The following is a 23,857-nucleotide window of genomic DNA, read 5'->3' on the forward strand; positions in this document are numbered from 1 at the left end:
CGAATTAATTTTGGTTCAAATTATCCAACAACTGTTCCAAACTCATATCATCCTGAATCAGCACCTGTCTGGCTTTACTTCCTTCAAATGGTCCAACGATTCCGGCTGCTTCCAATTGGTCAATCAACCTTCCGGCACGGTTGTATCCCAACTTTAATTTGCGTTGCAATAAAGAAGCAGATCCTTGTTGCGCCATAACGATGACGCGAGCCGCATCTTCAAATAATGCATCTCTCTCGCTCAAGTCGATATCTAGTGGACTTCCACCATCTTCGCCCACATATTCCGGCAACAAGAAAGCATCTGAAAATCCGGCTTGAGAACCGATGTAATCCGTAATGTCATCTACTTCTGGTGTGTCGACAAAGGCACATTGTAACCTTACCAATTCATTTCCGGTCGTAAACAACATGTCTCCTTTCCCGATCAATTGGTCTGCGCCTGCCGAATCCAAAATCGTTCTTGAATCAATTTTGGACGTGACACGGAAGGCAACCCTCGCCGGGAAATTGGCTTTGATCGTTCCGGTAATGACATTTACGGAAGGTCGCTGTGTTGCGATGATCAAATGAATCCCAACTGCACGTGCCAATTGTGCCAATCTCGCAATCGGTGTTTCCACTTCTTTTCCTGCCGTCATGATCAAATCGGCAAATTCGTCCACGATCAAAACGATATAAGGCAAATATCGATGTCCATGTTCCGGATTCAGTTTGCGGTTTTTGAATTTTTCGTTGTATTCTTTTAAATTTCTGACGTAAGCGTTCTTTAGCAATTCATAACGTTCATCCATTTCGATACAAAGCGAATTCAATGTGTTGATTACCTTGGTGTTATCGGTTATGATTGCATCTTCGCTATCCGGTAATTTGGCTAAATAATGGCGTTCTATTTTTGAATAAAGGGTTAATTCCACTTTTTTGGGATCGACCATCACAAATTTTAATTCGGTCGGGTGTTTTTTATAAAGCAATGAAGCAATGATGGCATTCAAACCAACTGATTTTCCTTGTCCTGTAGCTCCTGCCATCAAAAGGTGAGGCATTTTGGCCAGGTCGGCGACAAAAGTTTCATTTTCGATGGTTTTCCCAAATGCAATTGGAAGATCCATTTTGGATTGTTGGAATTTGTTTGACGCGATCACCGAACGCATAGAAACGATCGTCGGATTGCTGTTTGGTACCTCGATTCCAATGGTTCCTTTTCCCGGAATTGGTGCGATGATACGGATTCCGAGCGCACTTAAACTCAAAGCGATGTCATCTTCCAGATTTTTGATTTTCGAAATTCTGATTCCCGCTTCTGGAACGATTTCGTATAAAGTTACCGTTGGACCTATGGTCGCTTTGATTTGGGAAATACCAATTCCATAGTTAGCAAGCGTTTCGACAATTCTGTTTTTATTTTGTTCCAATTCTTGTTGGTTCACCGTCACATTGTCTCCCGTTTCGTATTTGCGGAGCAAATCCAAAGTGGGGAATTTAAATTTCGGTAAATCCAAACGATGATCGTATTCGCCATGTTTTTGAACCAAATCGGCGGCAATTTTTTCGACTTCATCTTCATGTTGGACTTTTTCGATGGTGAGCGCCACATCGTTTTCGTCTTTGGCAGGAATGATTTCAGGTGTTGGCTCCGGTTGTACGATCGTTGGTTTTTTTTCTTCCAAAACGATTTTCTCAACCGGTTTTATGGCTTCATCTAGAAAATTTTCCGTGATTTTTTTATCGGTTGGATTTTCTTTTTCTTCTGTTAGTTTGGGTTCAACCGTTTTTTCTTTTAATTCGATGTCCAATTCATCTTTGTCTAAATTTTTTGATTTCTTTTCAATAGTTGAAGCAATTTGATCAGGAGTAATCCGCCAATTGATTACGATGTACAAAATCAAACTTACCAAAAGTGTAATTCCAACTCCGATTTTCCCGATGAGCATATCCAGGAAATCGTTGATTTCAAAACCCATGACACCATGTAAAATGCCAATTTTTGTGGCAAATCCAAGTGCAATTGGCAACCAAATCAAAAAGAACAAACAATTGTATAAAAGTTTAAAAGGTTTGATTTGTCGGAACCTGAAAATGATTTTTAAACCCAATAAAATCAGGAAGATAGGCAAGAAAAATGCGGTAACGCCAATTCCATGGTAAATGAACAATTCACCCATATACGCCCCAACTTTCCCCATCATATTGTCCGCTACGATTTCTCGATTCCAAAAATCTCCGAGTTGGCTTTGGTCGTTTTGAAAATTGAGCAGATAGGAAACAAAGGAAATCAATAAAAAAAGTCCGATAGCAGTAAATAGTACGCCCAGTATCGTTTTGGCTACATTTTTCCTTGAATTGGTTTGAGTAATCAGCGTTGGTTCGTCCATTTTTTTGGTTAAAATTTCAACTGACAAAATTAAGAAAAAATCGGTTAGTAGGTTGGACGGAAATCGGTTCTTTCAATTTCTGATATCTCAAATTACTTTTGTGTTTGAAAAAGTCAAAGAATTGACCCAAGCCAATCCGAAATATAAAACAGAAAGCCCATATAAAGAAATGGTAATTCATGTTTTGGAATTAGCTAAGCGAAATGGTTGGACGATCATCGATATGGAAAAAGATTGGAAATCGGTTTTTCCGGAGTGATCAATTACATCCAATTCATGAGTAGTAAATTTCATTCTAACTTTCCCATCTTAAAAATTCGTTTACCTTTGTATTCCTTATGCAAAATTTCGTTGTTTCTGCTCGTAAATACCGTCCGCTACAGTTTGAAGATGTAGTGGGGCAATCTACCATTACAGAAACACTCGAGCATGCAATTTCGAGTAATCATCTGGCTCAGGCTTTGCTTTTTTGTGGGCCGAGAGGAGTTGGGAAAACGACTTGTGCACGGATTTTGGCACGAAAAATCAATGAAGAAAACGGAGCGGAAGGTGGAGAAGATCAGGATTTTGCTTTTAATATATTTGAGCTTGATGCTGCTTCAAACAATTCCGTGGACGACATCCGAAATCTGATTGACCAAGTTCGGTTTGCGCCTCAAGTCGGGAAATACAAAGTTTATATCATCGATGAGGTTCACATGCTTTCTACACAGGCTTTCAATGCATTTTTGAAAACACTGGAAGAGCCACCTGCGCATGCGATTTTCATTTTGGCTACGACGGAAAAGCACAAAATCATACCTACGATTTTATCGCGATGTCAGATTTATGATTTCAAAAGAATTTCTATTCAGGACATTCAAAGTCATTTGGCTAAAATCGCAAAAGAAGAAAACATCAGCTATGAAGAGGATGCTTTGCATCTGATTGCTTTAAAGGCAGATGGAGCACTTCGCGATGCGCTTTCGACTTTTGATCGGATGGTGACTTTTACATCAGGTAATCTGACTCTGGAAAAGGTGGCGGAAAACTTGAATGTATTGGATTACGAATATTATTTCCGAATTACAGATGCAGCACTGAAAAACCAAATTCCGGAATTGCTCTTAGAATTCAACGGAATTTTAAACAAAGGATTTGATGCGCATATTTTTATCAATGGACTAGGTGGTCATTTCAGAGATTTATTGGTAGCAAAAATTCCTCAAACCGTAGATTTACTTGAAGTAGGCGAGAAGACCAAATTGAAATATCTGGACCAAGCGCAACATTGTGATGTGAAATTTTTGACAGATGCCATTGAAATCTGCAATACGACGGATATTCAATATAAATCCAGTAAAAATCAGCGTTTGACAGTTGAAATTGCTTTGATGCAAATCGGTTCTTTAACTGCTGTTGGAAATTCTGCTGATAAAAAAAAAAGTTTAGGATAATTCCACCGGTAATTGCTGAAAAGGAAAATTCAACACCAGCTTTACCTACTTCTAATTCAACTCCAAAAGAAAATAAAACTGAAGAAGTTGTCGAATCAACTCTTGCAAAAGTTCCGCAAGTAGAAACTTCAAATCGTTCAGAAAAACCGGTTTCAAATGTTTCCCGAGGTTCTTTTTCACTCAAAAATATATTTGATAAAAAAGAGGAAGAAAAGCCGATTGTTGAAAATCTGGAAGACAGACCGAAGACTGATTTTACAGAAGAACGGCTTTTAGAATTATGGAATGAATTTGTTGGGAATTTGTTGAAAATGAATAAAATTCCGGCTTATAATGCGCTTCATACTGGAAAAGTTCAATTAAAAGAAAATTTTCAGATCGAATTTGAATTCACCTCGGCTTCGCTTGCCAACGAATTTGATTTGGAAAAAGACAATTTGATGCGATTTTTACGTGAAAAATTGAACAATCATTTGATTGAATTTCAAACCAAAATCATCGAAGATTTCACCAAAAAATATGTAAAAACCAATCAGGATAAATTCAAAGATATGGTGGATCAAAATCCGATTCTTTTGAAAATGAAGGATGAATTTGGGTTAGATTATAATTCGAACGAATAATCCTACTGAGATTTTATTGGTCTGAATTCGAATTCAATAAAAATTCATCAGTCTCTAAATAATTTCGTAAACTTGCCGAAAATTTATAAACAAATGAAATGAGCCTAACTTTATTGAGTTTCTGTTAACTGAAATTTATAATGGCGAATTCCATTTGGCAACTGAAAAACAATTAAAAATAAACAAATGAAAAAAATCATTACGACTGTAATTTTAGCGGCGGTTGTGGTTTCCTGTAATAAATCTGGAGGAAGCTTAGGTACCGTAGATAAGTTGGAAAACAATGACCAAAAAGCGGGTTATGCCTATGGGATGAACATAGGTGAGCAAGTGATGGGATATTCTGAATCCTTGAAAGAAGATAGTTTGAACTATGATGAATTGCAAAAAGGATTGAATGATTATTTAAGTGGTAATGTTAAAACCAGAGATTCTTACACAAGCGGTATGCAAATCGGTAAAACGATTCAAGATTTCTTGAAAATGCAAAAGTTGGAAGGTGTTGTGGATCAAAAATACATCGTTCAAGGTTTGATGGATGTTTTGAAAAAGAAAAAAGATCCTTTGTTTGCAAAAGATTCTATCGATACTTTCATGCGTCAATACATGCAGGATAATGTGACTAAAATCCAAACTACGAATAAAGAAAAAGGAACGAAATTCTTAGAAGAAAAGAAAAAAGACAGCAAAGTAAAAGCGACAGAATCCGGATTGCTTTATGAAGTGGTAACAGAAGGAACTGGTGCAATGCCAACTGAAAACAGCATCGTTGAGGTCAACTATACCGGAAAAACGGCTGATGGAAAAGAGTTTGATGCTTCTAAAAAAGGAGAACCTGCAAAATTCCCATTGCGCAACGTAATCGCGGGTTGGAAAGAAGGACTTCAGTTGATGAAAATTGGCTCCAAATATAAATTCTACATTCCATCTGAATTGGCGTATGGAGAATATGGAGATCAGTCCGGTAAAATCGGTCCAAACGAAGTTTTGGTATTTGATGTAGAATTGATTTCTGCTGAAGATGCGCCGGCTCAAAGCCAACAACAACCGCAATTGACTCCGGAACAAATGCAACAATTGCAACAACAAATGCAAGCGCAAGGACAATAAATCGTTCTTGAAATCATAAAGAAAGCCACCCGATTGAGGTGGCTTTTTTACTTTATGCTCAATTGATTTTGTCAATTGGAGGCTGAGAACCTTCGTCCGCAGAAGGAAGATTGAAGCCTACTTGTTCATCGAAATCAGAAACTCTTCATTGGAACGCGTTCCTTTGATATGACTGATCAAGAATTCCATAGCTTCCAGCGGATTCATGTCCGCCAAATGATTGCGCATGATCCACATACGTTGCATGGTCGGGTCGTCTAACAATAAATCATCGCGACGCGTACTGGAAGAAACCAAATCAATGGCAGGGAAAATACGTTTGTTGGCGATTTTTCTGTCCAATTGCAATTCCATGTTACCCGTTCCTTTGAATTCTTCAAAGATCACTTCGTCCATTTTGGATCCGGTATCGATCAAAGCGGTTGCAATGATGGTCAGTGAGCCACCACCTTCAATGTTTCTTGCGGCGCCAAAGAATCGTTTTGGTTTGTGAAGTGCATTGGCATCCACACCACCGGACAATACTTTTCCGGAAGCCGGAGCAACTGTATTATAAGCTCTTGCCAAACGGGTAATGGAATCCAAAAGGATTACGACATCATGACCGCACTCGACCATTCTTTTGGCTTTGGATAAAACCAAATTGGCAACTTTTACGTGCTCAGAAGCTTCTTTGTCAAAAGTAGAAGCGACCACTTCGCCATTTACACTTCGTTTCATATCGGTCACCTCTTCCGGACGCTCGTCGATCAATAAAACGATCAAATAAGCTTCAGGATGATTGGCGGCGATTGCGTTTGCAACTTCTTTTAGTAAAACGGTTTTACCGGTTTTGGGTTGTGCGACGATCATACCGCGCTGTCCCTTACCGATGGGTGCAAAAAGGTCCAAAATTCTTGTGGACATGGTTGAATTATTTTCTGCCAATTTGAATTTCTCATCCGGAAATAAAGGAGTCAAATGCTCAAAAGCCACTCGATCTCTCACGAAATCCGGAGTTCGACCATTGATTTCTTTGATTTTGATCAATGGGAAATATTTTTCTCCTTCTTTTGGAGGTCTAACTTCCCCTGTGATGGTATCTCCGGTTTTTAGTCCAAATAATCGGATTTGAGATTGTGAAACATATACATCATCTGGAGAAGAAAGATAGTTAAAGTCAGAAGAACGTAAAAAACCATAATTGTCTGGCATGATTTCGAGAACACCTTCAGTATCGATTATCCCTTCAAACTCATAGTTGGCAGCACGGTATTTGTTTTTTTCCGTGGTTTCCTGGTTTTGGTTGCCGTTATTTTGATTCGCTTGATTGGGGTTGTTGGGTTTGTGTTGGAAGTTTTTATTTTGGTTCTTTTTGTAGTTGGGGTTGTTGGGGTTGTTTTGGTTGGCGTTTGCGTTGTTGTTTCGCGGGTTGTTGGGGTTGTTTTGTTTAGGAGGATTGGGTTTTGGGTTTTGTTTTTCCTTTTCTTTGTTTTCAGGAGTTTTATTTTCTGAAGATTCATTCTTGGGTGGAATGGCTTCTTTTTTATCTTCTTTTTCTTCAGGTTTTGAAATTTCCGTTTTTGCGGTTTCTGTTGCATTTGAACTTTTTCGAGGCCGTTTCTTTTTGGGCTCTTCTTTCATTCCCGGCTCATTTTTTTGCAAGGCAGAATTGTCTGCTTGATGATCCAGTATGCTGTAAATCAGATCCATTTTCTTTTGTTGTTTGGCTTTTTTTATGTCCAAATTACCAGCGATTTCCTGAAGTTCATCAACTTTTTTAGTCTTGAGTTCGTTTAAATCAAACATATGAGTATGTAATTTTTGCTAATTATAAGAATGTAGTGTGTACTATAGGATTAATCCTAACAATTCTGAGTTGAAAAACATCCAATAAATGTTATGTGAAGTAAGGTTGTTAGGAACAACCCTGCAATGTTACGAATAAATTTTAAATTGAAAGAAAAAAAATATTCATAATTTTGTAGCTGAATTTTGAAAAATGATACAGAGAAAACAGAGTATTTATTTGTTTTTTGCGGCTTTGGTTTCCGGAATTTCCACTTGGGTAGCAGATTTATGGAAGTTGACCAATGAGTGGATTCAACCGGAAGATAACATAGAAACCATATTGTTTTTTGGAATTTCAGCTCTTTTATCGTTGACTACTATTTTTTTGTATAAAAGCAGAAAATTACAAATGCGACTAAATGGACTGAATGTAATATTGAACATTTTGTTAATTGGATATTTGGCTTATGGTTTATCAAATTTACCCGGAGGGTTTTCGGACTCAGAGAAGGGTATTGGGCTTTTGGTTCCTTTCATATCGATTGTTTTGCTGTTTATAGCTAATCGATTTATCAAGAAAGATGAAAAGCTTGTAAAATCGGTAGACAGGTTCAGGTAGACTTAACAACTTTTTATATGAGCGCGAAAGCAGTCCATTTGGGCTGCTTTTTTTATGGTGAATTTTTAGATTTAAATTATAAATTATAAAAAAAAATCACAAGTACCCCTAAAAAAAATAGGGGTGTGTATTAAAATATCATATAAATTTGCAGCATAAACTTTAAAAACAAGACTTAGATGTCAAAATTAAGATTTCATGCTTTAAAAGAAGTGTTCAAAAGAGAGCCGGTAGATGTAGAAATTCCGGAGCAATTGTCCAGATTATATAATTCAAATGTATTTTCGATCGATACGATGCAAGAGTATTTGACGCAAAGTGCATTTAAGTATATAGTGGCGGCAAAAGAAAAAGGAGAAAAAATTCCTCGCGATGTGGCTGATCAAATTGCGGCGGCGATGAAAGAATGGGCGCTTTCAAAAGGCGCTACGCATTATACGCATTGGTTTCAACCCTTGACTGGGACTACTGCTGAAAAACATGATGCGTTTTTTAATACGGTAGGAAATGGAAAAGCAATTGAACAATTTAACGGTTCGCTTTTGGTTCAACAAGAGCCGGACGCTTCCAGCTTTCCAAACGGTGGGATTCGAAATACGTTTGAAGCTAGAGGTTATACAGCTTGGGACCCAACTTCCAGTGCTTTTGTGATCGATACGACATTGTGTATTCCTTCTGTATTTATTTCTTATACCGGAGAAACTTTAGATTATAAAACACCACTTTTACGTGCGCTTCAAGCGGTAGATGAAGCGGCAACCGATGTGGCGCGTTATTTTGATCGAAATGTAAATAAAGTACAATCAACACTAGGTTGGGAGCAGGAATACTTTTTAGTAGATTCTGCTTTGTTCAATACCCGTCCGGATTTGCAATTGACCGGAAGGACGCTTTTGGGGCATTCGCCTGCAAAAGGGCAACAATTGGAAGACCATTATTTTGGATCCATTCCACTTCGAATCATCCGTTTCATGCAAGAATTGGAAGTTGAATGTATGAAATTGGGGATTCCGATCAAAACACGTCATAATGAAGTGGCACCCAATCAATTTGAATGTGCGCCGATTTTTGAGGAAGCTAACCAAGCGGTGGACCATAATTCACTTTTGATGGATTTAATGACCAGAGTTGCAAGACGACATAATTTTAAAGTTTTGCTTCATGAAAAACCATTTGCAGGAGTGAATGGTTCAGGAAAACACAACAACTGGTCTTTGAGTACAGATACCGGAGAAAATTTATTGAGTCCCGGAAAAAATCCAAAAAAGAATTTACAGTTTTTGACCTTTTTTATCAATACGATTAAAGCGGTTCATGATTATGGTGATATCTTGAGAAGTGCGATTGCTTCTGCAAGTAATGACCATAGGTTGGGGGCCAACGAAGCACCGCCTGCGATTATTTCGATTTTCATCGGGTCTCAATTGTCAGCTGTTTTGGACGAATTGGAAAAAGTGACCAAAGGGAAACTTTCTCCGGACGAAAAGACCGATTTGAAATTAAACATCGTAGGGAAAATCCCTGAAATCCTTTTGGACAATACAGACCGAAACAGGACTTCACCTTTTGCATTTACCGGAAATAAATTTGAATTCCGTGCGGTAGGTTCGACTGCCAACTGTGCAGAGCCGATGATGGTGATCAACACCATCGTTGCACATCAATTGAAAAAATTTAAGGCAGAAGTAGATGTGTTGATAGAGAAAGGTTTGAAGAAGGACGAGGCGATTTTTAATGTTCTACGTGATTATATCAAAACTTCAAAAAGCATTTTATTTGAAGGAGACGGATACAGTAAGGAATGGGAAAAAGAAGCTGCCAAACGTAAATTGAACAATTTGAAAACAACTCCAGAAGCCTTGAAGGTGGAAATGCTTCCTAAATTCATGGAATTGTTTGTAGAAAATGCGGTTTTAAGCGAAACGGAAATTGAAGCGAGAAATGAAATCAAATTGGAGAAATATTCGACTTTAATTGACATTGAAGCGCAGGTTTTGGCAGATTTGGCTAGAAATCACATCATCCCAACTGCGATCCGCTACCAAAATAAATTGATTGAAAACGTACAAGGATTGAAAGAAATCTTTAACTCTTCTGAGTATAAATCGATTTCGAAAGAACAAGTTGATTTGATCAAAATGATTTCGGAAAAAATTTCTAAAATCAAGGTAGGAGTAGATCAATTGTTATCTGAAATGGAAAAATCACATGCTATTGAAGATTCACAAAAAAGAGCAGAAGCTTTTGCCAATAAAGTGAAACCTTTCTTTGATTCGATTCGTGAAGATGTAGATGATTTGGAGATGTTGGTTGATGATGAGATCTGGCCATTGACCAAATACCGTGAGTTATTGTTCACAAAATAAATTCATCAAAAATCAATGAAAATGAAAAAGCCACCTCAACTGAGAGGTGGTTTTTTGTGATATAAATCATGTATATAGTGATTTTAACATCTATTATTGTGTTTGTTATACTGTTAAAATTATTTTTGGAAAACAAACTTAATTTAATAAAAATGAAGAAAATTTTATTCTCTTTGGCTATGGTAGCCGGATTGATGGCAGTAAATGCACAAACGGTAATTTGGTCTGATAATTTCGATGATGAAGATATTTCGGATTGGACGATTTATGACGAAGACGGTGATGGAAATACTTGGGGAGATATGTTTCAAGTAACTGATGGAACGACTGGTGAGCCAGTTAGCCCTGTTTCACTTATTTCTAGATCATGGCAAGGAGGTGCTTTGACACCAGATAACTGGGTAGTTTCACCGGCAATTGATTTAACAGGAAGTACAGGGACAATTGCGTTGAACTGGAAAGTACAAGCTGCAGCCGCATCTTGGGATTTAGAAAATTACTCTATTTATGTTGCAACTGAAAGTGATTTGGTAAGTTTAGAAGCTTCTGATGTCAGTTTTTCAGAAACTTATGATGATCCTGATGGAAATGGAACTCAATATGAAAGAACTTTGGATGTAAGTAGTTTTGCAGGTCAAACCATTTATATCGCGGTTAGACATCATGATTGTGAGGATCAAGACTGGTTGTCTATAGATGATTTGGAAGTCGTAGTTGAAGGCGGCGGCGGTGAAGATTATTGTATGCCTTTACCATTGGATTGTTCAGATGGTGACATCATTATGAATGTAACATTTGCCGGAATTGATCATGATTCAGATTGTGGTGTTGATGGGTATTCAGATTATACAACTGAAGTTGCAGCAGCACAAGTAATAGCTGGAGAAACTTATGATGTCGAAATGGAAATCGGAGCAGGATGGTATGAAAAAGTATCCATGTGGATTGATTTTGATAACAGTTTAACGTTTGATGAAAGTGAAAGATTTGAATTAGTAGAAGGTGACACCGGAGGTATTATGACTAGCTCTATTACAATTCCTGCTGATGCTACTGAAGGAATTTATAGAATGAGATTCTTCTTGGGAGCAGTTGGTAGTGACAATCCTTATCCTGCAGATCCTTGTAATGGAGATGACCAAGGATATGGTGAAATCGAGGACTACATGGTTGAAGTTGGAACTTTGGGCATGGGAGATCTAGATGCTTCAGTAGTTGCAATTTATCCAAACCCAGTCGTTGATAGTTTCCAAGTGAATTTATCTTCTAAATTCAATGCAAACCAAGTTTCAGTGACCGTTACGGATTTGTCTGGAAAAACGGTTAAAACTTTTGGAAACCAAACTTCTTATAACGTTTCTGAATTACCAAAAGGTGTTTACATCGTAAAAATCACAGACGGTAAAAACGTTGAAACGAAAAAATTGATCAAAAAATAATTTTTGAAATTTTAAAATTTTATAGCCTCGTGGGAGTTTGTTGCCCATGAGGCTTTTTTTATTTGTGCCAACGCCAACCAATAAAAATCTTATTGGTTTCTACTATTTACTTTTTACTTATGTTTTATCTTTGCATTCCAAATTTGAATTATGGCAGACAGCGGATTATTGGAAAAATTAAGAGCGATCAAACAAAGATTTGATGAAGTTGCAGACCTTATTATCCAGCCTGATGTGATTTCAGATCAATCTCGCTATGCCAAATTGAACAAAGAATATTCAGATTTGAAAGATTTGGTTGAGGTTCAGCAAAATTATGAAGCATTGCTAAATGTGATTGCTGAAGCAGATGAAATCATCGCTGATGGCTCAGATCCTGAAATGACCGAATTGGCCAAAGAAGAAAAAGACGAAGCCATCCATAAAATCCCAGAATTAGAAGAAGAAATCAAATTTTTATTGATCCCAAAAGATCCGGAAGATGAAAAAAACATCATCGTCGAACTTCGCGCCGGAACAGGTGGAGATGAGGCAGCTATCTTTGTGGAAGACATTTTCCGCATGTATTCTATGTATTTTAAAAACAGAGGTTGGAAGTTTGAAGTGCTCAATACCAGTGAAGGAGCTGTAAAAGGCTATAAGGAACTCATCATGGAAGTTCAGGGAAATGCGGTTTTTGGGACGATGAAATATGAGAGTGGTGTCCATCGTGTGCAACGCGTTCCTGAAACCGAATCTCAAGGACGAGTGCATACATCAGCGATTACCGTTGCGGTTTTACCGGAAGCAGAGGAAGTGGATGTTGAAATCAATCCGGCCGATTTGGAATACCAAACCGCCCGATCCAGCGGAGCAGGAGGTCAGAATGTCAACAAAGTGGAAACCAAAGTTCAGTTGACCCACAAACCTTCCGGAATTGTGATTGTCTGTCAGGAAGCGCGTTCTCAGCACGCTAACCGTGAAAGAGCATTGCAATTATTAAGAACCAAATTATACGAAATCGAATACGAAAAAGCGCATTCCGAACGTTCGGCGCAGCGAAAATCCTTGGTTTCTACAGGTGACCGTTCTGCGAAAATCCGTACCTATAACTATCCGCAAGGGCGTGTGACAGATCACCGTATCAACAAATCCATTTATAACCTGGATAATTTTATGAATGGTGATATTCAGGAAATGATCGACGCTTTAAAATTGGCAGAAAACGCCGAAAAATTAAAAGGTTCGGAAGAAATCTAATTAATTTCTGTAACTTTCATCTGTTTATTTTAATTTGTTTTTCATTAGTCAGATGGAATGCCTTCATCGCCTTGGATAGCTGTACAGAATTTTATTGATGGGCATTTCATAACCTTAAACCTTTAAGTTGTGAAAGAGAAATTTCTTCATTTTTTATGGCGGTTTCAATTGTTTCAAAACTTTCCGCTCCATTCAATAGATGGAAAACCCATCCAAATTCTAGAAAAAGGACTTTGGAATAAGATAGACGCAGGGCCGGATTTTTCTATGTCAAAAATCAGAATCGGAGATGAAATTTGGGTAGGAAATGTAGAGATTCATGTAAAAAGTTCTGATTGGAATTTGCACAAACATTCTGATGATCCAACTTATAAAAACGTGATTTTGCATGTGGTTTTTGAACATGATAAAGCAATCGAATTCCTTCAAAACCAAAAAATTCCTACGCTGGAGTTGAAATCCTATGTACCTAAAGAAGTTTTAAGAAATTATGATCAACTTCTCGAGTCCGGTCAAAACTTTATTCCATGTGAAAAAAGCATTCATTTGATCCAAGATACATCGGCCAAATTTTGGTTGGAGCGATTGATGATAGAGCGTTTGGAGCGGAAAACAGAAGAAATTGAAAAGGAATTTGAACGTTCCAATAAAAATTGGGAAGAATTATTGTTCAAAAAATTGGCGTATGCATTTGGTTTAAAAATAAATGCCGATGCTTTTTTGAGTTGGGCAGATTCTTTTGACTTTCAATTGATCAAAAAAAATCAATCCCATCCAGAAAGGATTTATGCTTTGTTTTTTGGTCAGGCCGGTTTTTTGGATTTTAAATCTGAGGAATCTTATATTCAAAATTTACAGAAAGAATACGGTTTTTTAAAAACCAAATATGATTTAGAGCCGATTGATAGATCCATTTTTAAGTTTTTCAGACTTCGTCCTGTCAGTTTTCCTACAGTGCGTATGATGCAATTGGCGAGCCTATTTGTACATTATCAAAACCTTTTTGCTTTTTTAATGGGAACCGGGGATTTGAAGAGGTTGTCTGCGGTTTTTCGCGATCTCAGCTACCCCAAATTTTGGCAAAATCATTTTACGATGGAAAAAGAAAGTCCGGTCAAGTCTGAGAAAAAGATTTCAGAAGAATTGATCGAAAGAATGATCATAAACGTTGTGCTTCCCATCAAATATGTGTACTTCAAACAAAGAGGGAAAGACCTTTCTGATGAAATCATCGAAGCCTTTCGAAATCTTCCACCAGAAAAAAACACGACGATTCAGGGTTTTTCAGATTTAGGTTTAAAAGCGGAAAATGCATTTGAATCCCAAGCTTATTTGGAGTTGAAAAAGCATTTTTGCAACGAAAAAAAATGTTTAAATTGCGCCTTGGGATTGCAATTGCTTAAACATGTTTGACCGACTACGAAATTTTTTAGAATTCAATGGATTTAATGTGATTTCTAGAATGGCAGATCGATTTGGAGTACGTGCTTCACGACTTCGATTGCTTTTTATTTATTTATCCTTTGTTACACTCGGCGTAACTTTTGCATTTTATTTGATCATGGCTTTCTTTTTATGGGTCAAAGATGGCGTAGTAATCAGACGGAAATCAGTTTTTGATTTATAATTTTTAGAAATTATTATGATTATTATCATAATATTTATATATTCGTTAAATATTTCAAAAAAACATCAGATGGATCAGCTTGCTTAAGCTTAAAAATAAACACATGAGGACTTTTGCAAAATCCCAAATTCGTTATAGCAAATCGCAACGAATGGGGATTTTTGCTTTTTTAGGCATTATACTAAGTATTTTATTGGTTCAATTTTTTTTCTATCAACAAAAGATTGAGAATTCACCCATAGAAATTCCAAATCATGTTTTGCTTTTAGATAAAGAATTGGAACAGTCGTCCAACCCCGCATCTCAGTCCAATTTTCTTCAAAACTTTGATCCAAATGAATTGTCAGAAGAAGGTTGGCGTCAATTGGGTTTCTCACAAAAGCAGGTTTCGACCATCATGAAATACAAATATTCGCTAGGTGGACGATTTTCCAATAAAGAAGAAATCAAAAAATGTTTTGTGATCAGCGAAAAGAAATTCAACCAAATTGAACCCTATATTCAATTCAGTTCGATTCAAACATTTCAGGGAAACAAAAATGTTAAAAGTCCAAAGAAAAGAATTCATTACCGGAAATTTAATCCAAATGCTTATTCAGTGAAAGATTGGGAGAGCATCGGGTTTTCAATAAAACAAGCTGAAAATATTTTGAAATACAAAAATATGCTGGGAGGGAAATTTACTTCACTGGATCAAATCAAAAAATGCTACATGATTTCTGAAGAAAAATTTCAAGAAATGAAACCTTTTATTGTTTTGCCTAAAGAAAAACCCAAACCTCAAGGGACGATAGAGCTAATTGAAGAAAACTCTAGACCTGAATCCCAATCCCAATCCCAATCAGAAAATGTCGGAACTATAGAAATTTTGGAATAATAAATAAGGAATGAATAGTATTATTTCGCTGTTTTGATTTAACAACTTGAAGTTTTAATATTTTCTTATTTTTGGAAACGAACAAAACAAACAGTCTATGAACTTTGAAATAAACGAAAATCAAAAATTTATCGCAGAATCGGCACGTGATTTTGCAAAACAATTTATAGAACCACAAATGATGGAATGGGACGAGTCCCAACATTTTCCGGTTGAGGTTTTTAAAAAAGCCGGAGAAATGGGCTTTATGGGCATTTTGGTTCCGGAAGAATTGGGTGGAAGTGGTTTGTCCTATTTTGAATACGTATCTATTATTGATGAAATTTCACAAGTAGATCCATCGATTGGGCTCTCGATCGCTGCACATAATTCTTTGTGTACTAACCATATTTTGACCTTTGGAAATGAAGCCCAAAAGCAAAAATGGATCCCGAAATTGGCGACCGGAGAAGTCATCGGTGCTTGGGGTTTGACTGAGCACAATACCGGATCAGATGCAGGTGGGATGAACACTACAGCCAAAAGAAATGGTGACGAATGGATCATCAACGGTGCTAAAAACTTTATCACACACGCTATCAGCGGAGATATCGCAGTGGTGATGACCAGAACGGGAGAAAAAGGAGCACCCAATAACACAACTGCATTTGTTCTTGAAAAGGGGATGGAAGGGTTTACCTCCGGTAAAAAGGAAAATAAATTGGGGATGCGTGCTTCAGAAACAGCGGAATTGATTTTTGACAATGTATGTGTTCCGGATGCCAATCGATTAGGAGAAGTCGGAAGTGGCTTCAAACAAGCCTTGAAAATTTTGGATGGTGGACGGATTTCGATTGCAGCGCTAAGTTTAGGGATAGCAAAAGGGGCTTACAAATCAGCCTTGAAATATGCAAAAGAGCGGCATCAATTTGGACAAGCGATTGCCAATTTTCAGGCCATCAATTTCAAATTGGCTGAAATGGCAACAGAAATCGAAGCATCTGAGTTGTTAATCCAAAAAGCTTCTTATTTGAAAAACAATAATCTTCCGATGTCTACAGAAGGTGCTATGGCTAAATATTATGCTTCTGAGGCTTGTGTGCGTATTGCCAATGATGCAGTGCAGATTTTCGGCGGATATGGTTACACAAAAGATTTTCCGGCAGAGAAATATTACAGAGATTCTAAACTTTGTACAATTGGAGAAGGAACGACTGAAATCCAGAAATTGGTGATTGGAAGAAATATTTTAAAAGATTAAATAAATATTTGCTTGGATAAGAAAGTTTCTTATCTTTGCAACCTCAAAAATAGATGTAAATATGTTAATCATTCCAGTAAAAGACGGAGAATCAATCGATAAAGCGTTGAAAAAATACAAACGTAAATTTGATAGAACAGGAGTTGTTCGTCAATTGAGAAGTCGTCAGCAATTTACAAAACCGTCGGTTATAAAAAGACAACAACTTCAAAGAGCTGCTTACAAACAACAATTGTTGAGCCAAGAAGAAGCTTAAGATAGTTTTTGCTAAAATATACACCTGTTCATGAAAGTTGATTAACTTTGGTGAACAGGTTTTTTTATGTCTATATCTAAATTTATACAATACCTCAAGATAGAGAAAAAATACTCGTCCCATACTTTAAAAAGTTATGAAGATGATTTGTATGGGTTTGAAAATTTCCTAGAAATTGAAAATGGAAAATTCCGGTTGGAGGAAGCTTCAAAGACGGATATTCGAAATTTTTTATCTCAGCTTTCTGAATCTTCTTTGTCGGAAAGAAGCATCAACCGTAAATTGAGTTCGATAAAATCCTATTATAAATTCTTATTGAAGATTGGCGAAATTGATCAGTCGCCAACTGCGGGAATAAAATCCCTAAAGCAATATCCAAAAGTTCAGGTGCCTTTTTCTGAGGGGGAAATGCAAAGCTTGTTTGAGTTGGAAGGTGTTTTTTCTGATGACTTCGTGGGGAATCGTGATAAATTGGTCATGGAATTATTTTATCAGACGGGTATGCGTAGGAGTGAATTGATCAATTTGAGAGTTGGTGACGTAGATTTTGAGCAGAAACAAATCAAGGTGAAAGGAAAAAGGAACAAAGAGCGATTGATTCCGTTGAGTGATGGGTTGTTGAATTCAATTGAGAAATATATGGGTGGTAGATCGCATCATTTTTCCGATGTCGGAGAAAATTTATTTTTAACGGAAAGAGGTAAACCTTTTTATGATAAACTTGTTTATGATTTGGTAAATAGTTACCTTAGTATCATCAGTACGAAGCAGAAAAAAAGTCCTCATATGTTGAGGCATAGTTTTGCTACCCATCTGTTAAATCGTGGAGCGGATTTAAATGCAGTCAAAACGCTTTTGGGGCATTCAAATTTGGCAGCCACACAGGTTTACACACATGGAAGTATAGATCAACTAAAAAAAGTGTTTAACCAAGCTCATCCAAGAGAGCGAAAAACGAATTAAATTATGACAATTAATCTTCAGACAGTTAATTTCAACGCAAAAGAAGGATTAGAGGAATACGTTGAAAGAAAATTAAACAAATTGGAACAGTATTATGATAAAATCATAGCTGTACAAGTGGCGATGCGAGTTGAGAACATTTCGGAGAAAGAGAACAAATTTGTAGATATAAAATTGGAAGTGCCGGGAGACGACATCGTGGTAAAAAAATCAGGCCAATCATTTGAAGAATGCATTGATTTATCGGTAGATACATTAAAAAAATTAATCATCAGAAAAAAGGAAAAAATCACAGATAGATAAGCGCGAAAAATATTTTTTTCCAAAAATTTGGAGAATTCGTAAAACTTCGTACATTTGCAGTCCGTTACAGAAAAACGGACTGTTCTTTTACATAAAAATGAAGATTTTGATGCCTCCATAGCTCAGTTGGCCAGAGCACGTGATTTGTAATCTCGGGGTCGTGGGTTCGAATCCCTCTGGAGGCTCATTGAAATTTTAAAAATAAGGCGGGGAGATACTCAAGCGGCCAACGAGGGCAGACTGTAAATCTGCTGACTATGTCTTCGCAGGTTCGAATCCTGCTCTCCCCACAGATCTTCATTTTGAAGAAATAGAACAAGACCAACCAAGTTGGTCAGTTAAGTACAAGCGGGAGTAGCTCAATTGGTAGAGCTTCAGCCTTCCAAGCTGAATGTTGCGGGTTCGAGTCCCGTCTCCCGCTCCACTTTTTGGCCGATGTAGCTCAGGGGTAGAGCGCTTCCTTGGTAAGGACGAGGTCACGGGTTCAAATCCCGTCATTGGCTCTAAGGAAGAGCGTAAAGCTCAAGAGATGGAAGAAGAAAATGAAGTTGGTTTTGATGGTGATGGGTTGGGAAGCTCACCACTTTTTGTGTTGAAAATTATTTAGAATTACGTATAACATAGAAATTATTTAAAATGGCAAAGGAAACCTTTAATCGTAATAAGCCGCATTTGAATATTGGAACTATCGGTCACGTTGACCATGGTAAAACTACTTTGACTGCAGCTATTACAAAAGTATTAGCTGATGCTGGGTTCTCAGAAGCAAAAGCTTTCGATCAAATCGATAACGCTCCAGAAGAAAAAGAAAGAGGGATTACAATCAACACCTCTCACGTGGAGTATGAAACAGCAAACCGTCACTATGCGCACGTTGACTGTCCAGGTCACGCGGATTACGTTAAAAACATGGTTACGGGTGCTGCACAAATGGATGGTGCTATCTTGGTAGTTGCGGCTACAGATGGACCTATGCCTCAAACTCGTGAGCACATCTTGCTTTGTCGTCAGGTAAACGTACCTCGTATCGTTGTTTTCTTGAACAAAGTCGATATGGTTGACGATGCTGAGTTGTTGGAATTAGTAGAAATGGAAGTAAGAGATTTGTTGTCTACGTATGAGTACGATGGTGACAATACTCCTGTAATCCAGGGTTCTGCTTTAGGAGCATTGAACGGTGAGCCAAAATGGACTGAAACTGTATTGAACTTAATGAATGCAGTAGATGAGTGGATCGAACAACCAGTTCGTGAATCTGACAAATCTTTCTTGATGCCAATCGAAGACGTTTTCTCTATCACAGGTCGTGGTACTGTAGCTACAGGTCGTATCGAAGCTGGGGTTATCAACTCTGGAGATCCGGTAGATATCGTAGGTATGGGTGAAGAAAAATTGACTTCAACTGTAACTGGTGTTGAGATGTTCCGTAAGATCCTTGATAGAGGTGAAGCTGGAGACAACGTAGGTTTGTTGTTGAGAGGTATCGAGAAATCTGACATCCGTCGTGGTATGGTAATCGCAAAACAAGGTTCTGTGAAGCCACACAAAAAATTCAAAGCTGAGGTGTATATCTTGACTAAAGAAGAAGGAGGTCGTCACACGCCATTCCATAACAAATACCGTCCACAGTTCTACGTACGTACAACTGACGTAACTGGGGAGATCCAATTGCCAGAAGGAGTTGAGATGGTATTGCCAGGAGATAACTTGACAATTACAGTAGAATTGTTGCAACCAATCGCATTGAACGAAGGTCTTCGTTTTGCAATCCGTGAAGGAGGTAGAACAGTTGGTGCTGGTCAGGTAACTGAAATCCTTGATTAATCTCAAAGATTAAATAAAAGAAAGGTGTTTTCGGTTTTCGAATTCGAGAACACCTTCTTACATACGGGCATAGTATAATGGTTAGTATCGCGGTCTCCAAAACCGCTGGTCAGGGTTCGAATCCTTGTGCCCGTGCAACAATAGAAGAAAATAATTGGGTCCATATTTGATGCGAATTGTTTTCAGACATTTATAAAATATTAGGAAAAGATGAAAGTAATAGATTACGTAAAAGATTCCTTTACAGAGTTTAAGGATCATGTAACTTGGCCTACTTGGGCTTCACTTCAACAAGATACCGTTATCGTTGCCATTGCAACTGCAATTCTTGCTTTGTTTCTTTATGCTGTAGATTCACTATTTGGTAATGTCGTTATCAAAAATTTATTTGAATTACTTAGATAAGAATTAGAAACTGAAAAAGAAAGTTATGAGCGATAAGAAATGGTACGTATTGAAAACCGTAAGTGGACAAGAAATCAAAGTTAGAACTTACATCGAAAACGAAATTCAGTACCATAAATTACAAGATTTCGTAGGACAAATCGTGGTGCCTATGGAAAAAGTAATTCAAATCAAAAACGGAAAAAAAGTCCAAAAAGAAAAAGTTCACTATCCAGGTTATGTGATGGTTGAAGCCGATTTAGTAGGTGAAGTTCCGCATATCATTAAAAATATTCCGGGCGTAATTAGTTTCTTAAGTGCAACAAAAGGTGGAGATCCGGTTCCGATGCGTCAAGCTGAAGTTAACCGTATGCTTGGTAGAGTAGATGAATTAGCAGATTCAGATGAAAACTTGGTTAATATTCCATACATCGTCGGTGAAACTGTAAAAGTAATCGACGGTCCTTTCAATGGATTTAACGGAACCATCGAGAAAATTAATGAAGACAAGCGTAAATTGGAAGTAATGGTATTGATTTTTGGTCGTAAGACACCATTGGAACTTTCCTTTATGCAAGTGGAAAAGGTTTAGAAACCAATTTTTTTAAAATACAGAAACCGTTCTTCTCAGGACGGTTTTTTATTTGGGCTAAATCGAGAAAAACTTTCTAAAAATCAACCATTTACTTTTGTGGAATTCAAATTATTTTATACTTTTGCAATCCGAAAAGTGAAAATAGGGAATTGTGAGCTCCTTAATTCGCTGAATAATAAATGCTTCCAAATTCATTTAGTATTCAAATTATTAAAAAACAAAAATGGCAAAAAAAGTCGAAAAAGTTGTAAAGCTTCAAGTGAAAGGAGGCGCTGCAAATCCTTCGCCACCGGTAGGTCCGGCGTTAGGTGCTGCGGGTGTCAACATCATGGAGTTTTGTAAACAGTTTAACGGACGTACACAAGAGAAGCAAGGTCAGGTTTTGCCGGTAGTGATTACGGTTTATCAAGATAAATCGTTTGACTTTATCGTGAAAACTCCTCCTGTAGCAATTCAGTTAATGGATGCTGCGAAATTAAAAAAAGCTTCAGGTGAACCAAACCGTGTGAAGGTAGCAAACGTTTCTTGGGATCAAATCCGAACGATTGCAGAAGATAAGTTGCAAGATATGAATTGCTTTACTGTTGAGTCTGCGATGAAAATGGTAGCAGGTACAGCTCGTTCTATGGGTATAACCGTGAAAGGAGGAAACGCTCCTGCATAACATTTAAATTTTAAGAAAATGGCACAGTTAACAAAAAAGCAAAAGGAAGCGCAAGCTAAAGTAGATAAAAACAAATTATATTCAATCGACGAAGCTTCTTCTCTAGTAAAAGAAGTGAATACAGCGAAATTTGACGCATCTGTTGATATTGCGGTAAGATTGGGAGTAGATCCGAAAAAAGCCAACCAAATGGTTCGTGGGGTAGTTTCTTTACCACATGGAACAGGGAAAGATGTAAAAGTTTTGGCTTTGGTTACACCAGATAAAGAAGCAGAAGCAAAAGAAGCAGGAGCTGATTTCGTAGGATTGGATGAATATTTGGATAAAATTAAAAATGGTTGGACAGATGTTGACGTTATCGTTACCATGCCGGCTGTTATGGGTAAATTAGGACCTTTGGGACGTGTGTTAGGACCAAGAGGTTTGATGCCAAACCCAAAAGCAGGTACCGTTACCGTTGAAGTTGGTAAAGCAGTTGCTGATGTGAAAGCGGGTAAAATTGACTTTAAAGTAGACCGTTATGGAATCATCCATGCAGCGATCGGGAAAGTCTCATTTACACCTGAGAAAATAAAAGAAAATGCAGCAGAATTGGTTTCTACTTTAGTAAAACTAAAACCAACCGCAGCAAAAGGAATTTATATGAAAAGCATTACACTTTCAAGCACGATGAGCCCAGGTGTACATGTTGATCCAAAAAGTTTAAACGCATAAATTAGGGAATTATGGCAATGACAAAAGAACAAAAAGCGCAGATGATCGATGAATTGACTGCGGTGTTAGCAGAGTCAAACATAGTTTACCTTGCTGATATATCAGGATTAGATGCAACCAATACTACCGAATTAAGAAGAGCTTGTCACAAAAGTGATATCTCTTTGCGTGTAGTAAAAAATACATTGCTTAAAAAAGCAATGGAACGTAGCGAGGATAAGGATTTTTCAGGACTATTTGATGCGATGGCAGGGAATACAGCGATGATGATTGCTGAAAAAGGAAATGCTCCTGCTAAAGTAATCGAAACGTTTAGAAAAAAATCGGACAAACCTGTTTTAAAAGGTGCTTGGATCGAGGACAATGTATATGTAGGTGATGATAAATTGTCTACATTATCAGCTTTGAAATCTCGCGAAGAGATGATCGCAGATATCGTGGCATTGTTGAAATCTCCAATCCAGTCTTTGGTTTCTCAATTGCAGAACAAAGAAAACGCATCAAAAGAAGAAACTACCGAAGAAGTAGCAGAAGAAACTCCAGTTGTTGAAACAACTGAAGCGACTGAAACTCCAGCTCCGGAAGCTTCTGAATCAGCAGACGAAGCGCCTGCTACTGAATAAGCGCACTCATAAATTAAATATCGTTTCAAGTTCCAAGTCAAAGGTGTCAAGTTGAAAAACTTTAAACCTGAAACTGCAAAGCTGAAACAAACTAAAAAAAAGTTGTAAAACCAAAAAACATTTTAAAAAATGGCAGATGTTAAAAAATTAGCTGAAGAGTTAGTAAACTTGACAGTTTTAGAAGTAAATGAATTATCAACAATCTTGAAAGACGAATACGGAATCGAACCTGCTGCTGCAGCTGTTGTAGTCGCTGGTGGTGGTGGAGAAGCTGCTGCTGAAGAAAAATCTGAATTCGACGTAATCTTGAAAGCAGGTGGAGCAAACAAACTTGCTGTAGTTAAATTGGTAAAAGATTTGACTGGAAAAGGATTGAAAGAAGCAAAAGATTTAGTTGATACTGCTCCTCAAGCATTGAAAGAAGGAGTTTCTAAAGACGAAGCTGAAGCATTGAAAAAACAATTGGAAGAAGCTGGAGCTGAAGTAGAAGTAAAATAATTATTTTCTTCAATATACAAAGCCATCGCCTAGCGGTGGCTTTTTTTTTGGAATTATTTTAATAAAAAAGAATAATTCATTATATTTGCAGTCCTTTTGAGAAAGATAAATAGTTATATTTGAGTAACTTACTGTAAATCAACTCTTCCGAATTTCGGGAGGGCAATTTTTGTTTGTACCTATATCAACTTTTTAGAAATTCTTGAAAGAAATAAAAAATATTTTGCACTACGCTGTGAAAAGATATACCAGTGTTGCAGTTAGAACGAGAAGTTAGAAGTTTGAAATCAGAATCTTAGAAGTTAGATGGTTA

The 23,857-nt window shown here is 37.4% G+C and carries 24 protein-coding genes and 5 tRNA genes; 27 read left to right on the forward strand and 2 right to left on the reverse strand.

The window, feature by feature from the left end; translation table 11 throughout:
* Nucleotides 1-4 precede the first annotated feature (4 nt).
* Nucleotides 5-2,374, reverse strand: coding sequence for an FtsK/SpoIIIE family DNA translocase (locus HU137_RS06705; protein WP_182043014.1), 2,370 nt, complete (start codon nucleotides 2,372-2,374; stop codon nucleotides 5-7).
* Nucleotides 2,375-2,474: 100 nt separating this feature from the next.
* Between HU137_RS06705 and HU137_RS06710 the strand changes: the two genes are divergently transcribed.
* The 4 genes from HU137_RS06710 to HU137_RS06725 all read left to right on the forward strand — a co-directional run bounded on the left by HU137_RS06710 (nucleotide 2,475) and on the right by HU137_RS06725 (nucleotide 5,543).
* Nucleotides 2,475-2,633 (forward strand): hypothetical protein, encoded by a 159-nt coding sequence (locus HU137_RS06710; protein WP_182043015.1) that lies wholly within the window; start codon nucleotides 2,475-2,477, stop codon nucleotides 2,631-2,633.
* 79 nt (nucleotides 2,634-2,712) lie between these two features.
* The gene (gene dnaX / locus HU137_RS06715; RefSeq protein WP_182043016.1) at nucleotides 2,713-3,810 is read left to right on the forward strand and encodes a DNA polymerase III subunit gamma/tau; all 1,098 of its coding nucleotides are present in this window, start codon (nucleotides 2,713-2,715) and stop codon (nucleotides 3,808-3,810) included.
* Between the two features lie 311 nt (nucleotides 3,811-4,121).
* On the forward strand, nucleotides 4,122-4,433 hold the full coding sequence (locus HU137_RS06720) for a hypothetical protein (protein WP_182043017.1): 312 nt from the start codon (nucleotides 4,122-4,124) through the stop codon (nucleotides 4,431-4,433).
* A 186-nt stretch (nucleotides 4,434-4,619) separates the two neighbouring features.
* Entirely contained in the window at nucleotides 4,620-5,543 is a 924-nt protein-coding gene (locus HU137_RS06725) for an FKBP-type peptidyl-prolyl cis-trans isomerase (RefSeq protein WP_182043018.1), read from the forward strand.
* Nucleotides 5,544-5,660: 117 nt separating this feature from the next.
* Here the strand turns inward: HU137_RS06725 and rho are convergent, their stop codons facing one another.
* On the reverse strand, nucleotides 5,661-7,331 hold the full coding sequence (gene rho / locus HU137_RS06730) for a transcription termination factor Rho (protein WP_182043019.1): 1,671 nt from the start codon (nucleotides 7,329-7,331) through the stop codon (nucleotides 5,661-5,663).
* Nucleotides 7,332-7,524: 193 nt separating this feature from the next.
* On the opposite strand from rho, the gene HU137_RS06735 reads away from it, so the two are divergent.
* The 23 genes from HU137_RS06735 (at nucleotide 7,525) to rplL (ending at nucleotide 23,544) form a co-directional block, all read left to right on the forward strand.
* Entirely contained in the window at nucleotides 7,525-7,932 is a 408-nt protein-coding gene (locus HU137_RS06735; protein ID WP_182043020.1) for a DUF4293 domain-containing protein, read from the forward strand.
* Between the two features lie 179 nt (nucleotides 7,933-8,111).
* Nucleotides 8,112-10,298 (forward strand): glutamine synthetase III family protein, encoded by a 2,187-nt coding sequence (locus tag HU137_RS06740; RefSeq protein ID WP_182043021.1) that lies wholly within the window; start codon nucleotides 8,112-8,114, stop codon nucleotides 10,296-10,298.
* Between the two features lie 152 nt (nucleotides 10,299-10,450).
* A complete protein-coding gene (locus HU137_RS06745; protein WP_182043022.1) occupies nucleotides 10,451-11,737 on the forward strand; it encodes a T9SS-dependent choice-of-anchor J family protein in 1,287 nt (428 codons plus the stop codon).
* 150 nt (nucleotides 11,738-11,887) lie between these two features.
* A complete protein-coding gene (gene prfA / locus HU137_RS06750; RefSeq protein WP_182043023.1) occupies nucleotides 11,888-12,976 on the forward strand; it encodes a peptide chain release factor 1 in 1,089 nt (362 codons plus the stop codon).
* A 129-nt stretch (nucleotides 12,977-13,105) separates the two neighbouring features.
* On the forward strand, nucleotides 13,106-14,389 hold the full coding sequence (locus HU137_RS06755; RefSeq protein ID WP_182043024.1) for a DUF2851 family protein: 1,284 nt from the start codon (nucleotides 13,106-13,108) through the stop codon (nucleotides 14,387-14,389).
* Nucleotides 14,382-14,603, forward strand: coding sequence for a PspC family transcriptional regulator (locus HU137_RS06760; RefSeq protein WP_182043025.1), 222 nt, complete (start codon nucleotides 14,382-14,384; stop codon nucleotides 14,601-14,603). The genes HU137_RS06755 and HU137_RS06760 overlap by 8 nt, the downstream gene beginning before the upstream one ends.
* A gap of 103 nt (nucleotides 14,604-14,706) precedes the next feature.
* On the forward strand, nucleotides 14,707-15,480 hold the full coding sequence (locus tag HU137_RS06765) for a helix-hairpin-helix domain-containing protein (RefSeq protein ID WP_182043026.1): 774 nt from the start codon (nucleotides 14,707-14,709) through the stop codon (nucleotides 15,478-15,480).
* A gap of 97 nt (nucleotides 15,481-15,577) precedes the next feature.
* Complete coding sequence (locus HU137_RS06770; protein ID WP_182043027.1) at nucleotides 15,578-16,720, forward strand: acyl-CoA dehydrogenase family protein; 1,143 nt, start codon at nucleotides 15,578-15,580, stop codon at nucleotides 16,718-16,720.
* Between the two features lie 61 nt (nucleotides 16,721-16,781).
* Nucleotides 16,782-16,976: a 30S ribosomal protein S21 gene (gene rpsU, locus HU137_RS06775; protein WP_182043028.1), complete on the forward strand. Its 195-nt coding sequence runs from the start codon at nucleotides 16,782-16,784 to the stop codon at nucleotides 16,974-16,976.
* A 66-nt stretch (nucleotides 16,977-17,042) separates the two neighbouring features.
* On the forward strand, nucleotides 17,043-17,939 hold the full coding sequence (locus HU137_RS06780; protein ID WP_182043029.1) for a tyrosine-type recombinase/integrase: 897 nt from the start codon (nucleotides 17,043-17,045) through the stop codon (nucleotides 17,937-17,939).
* Nucleotides 17,940-17,942: 3 nt separating this feature from the next.
* Entirely contained in the window at nucleotides 17,943-18,242 is a 300-nt protein-coding gene (gene hpf / locus HU137_RS06785; RefSeq protein WP_182043030.1) for a ribosome hibernation-promoting factor, HPF/YfiA family, read from the forward strand.
* A 111-nt stretch (nucleotides 18,243-18,353) separates the two neighbouring features.
* A tRNA-Thr gene (locus tag HU137_RS06790) sits at nucleotides 18,354-18,427 on the forward strand.
* Between the two features lie 23 nt (nucleotides 18,428-18,450).
* Nucleotides 18,451-18,532, forward strand: a tRNA-Tyr gene (locus HU137_RS06795).
* A gap of 58 nt (nucleotides 18,533-18,590) precedes the next feature.
* Nucleotides 18,591-18,666: transfer RNA gene (locus tag HU137_RS06800), tRNA-Gly, on the forward strand.
* A 7-nt stretch (nucleotides 18,667-18,673) separates the two neighbouring features.
* Nucleotides 18,674-18,745, forward strand: a tRNA-Thr gene (locus HU137_RS06805).
* 133 nt (nucleotides 18,746-18,878) lie between these two features.
* The gene (gene tuf / locus HU137_RS06810; RefSeq protein WP_182043031.1) at nucleotides 18,879-20,066 is read left to right on the forward strand and encodes an elongation factor Tu; all 1,188 of its coding nucleotides are present in this window, start codon (nucleotides 18,879-18,881) and stop codon (nucleotides 20,064-20,066) included.
* Nucleotides 20,067-20,129: 63 nt separating this feature from the next.
* A tRNA-Trp gene (locus HU137_RS06815) sits at nucleotides 20,130-20,201 on the forward strand.
* 75 nt (nucleotides 20,202-20,276) lie between these two features.
* Entirely contained in the window at nucleotides 20,277-20,471 is a 195-nt protein-coding gene (gene secE / locus HU137_RS06820) for a preprotein translocase subunit SecE (protein WP_182043032.1), read from the forward strand.
* A 25-nt stretch (nucleotides 20,472-20,496) separates the two neighbouring features.
* Nucleotides 20,497-21,042, forward strand: coding sequence for a transcription termination/antitermination protein NusG (gene nusG / locus HU137_RS06825; protein WP_182043033.1), 546 nt, complete (start codon nucleotides 20,497-20,499; stop codon nucleotides 21,040-21,042).
* A gap of 226 nt (nucleotides 21,043-21,268) precedes the next feature.
* The gene (gene rplK, locus HU137_RS06830; protein WP_182043034.1) at nucleotides 21,269-21,709 is read left to right on the forward strand and encodes a 50S ribosomal protein L11; all 441 of its coding nucleotides are present in this window, start codon (nucleotides 21,269-21,271) and stop codon (nucleotides 21,707-21,709) included.
* A gap of 18 nt (nucleotides 21,710-21,727) precedes the next feature.
* Nucleotides 21,728-22,423 carry a 50S ribosomal protein L1 gene (gene rplA / locus HU137_RS06835; protein ID WP_182043035.1) on the forward strand — a complete coding sequence of 232 codons (696 nt, stop codon included), beginning with the start codon at nucleotides 21,728-21,730 and terminating at the stop codon, nucleotides 22,421-22,423.
* Nucleotides 22,424-22,434: 11 nt separating this feature from the next.
* Nucleotides 22,435-23,046, forward strand: coding sequence for a 50S ribosomal protein L10 (gene rplJ / locus HU137_RS06840; protein ID WP_317169905.1), 612 nt, complete (start codon nucleotides 22,435-22,437; stop codon nucleotides 23,044-23,046).
* 129 nt (nucleotides 23,047-23,175) lie between these two features.
* The gene (rplL, locus tag HU137_RS06845) at nucleotides 23,176-23,544 is read left to right on the forward strand and encodes a 50S ribosomal protein L7/L12 (protein WP_182043036.1); all 369 of its coding nucleotides are present in this window, start codon (nucleotides 23,176-23,178) and stop codon (nucleotides 23,542-23,544) included.
* Nucleotides 23,545-23,857 lie beyond the last annotated feature (313 nt).

The sequence above is a fragment of the Moheibacter lacus genome (genome assembly GCF_014042165.1).
Lineage (GTDB): Bacteria > Bacteroidota > Bacteroidia > Flavobacteriales > Weeksellaceae > Moheibacter > Moheibacter lacus.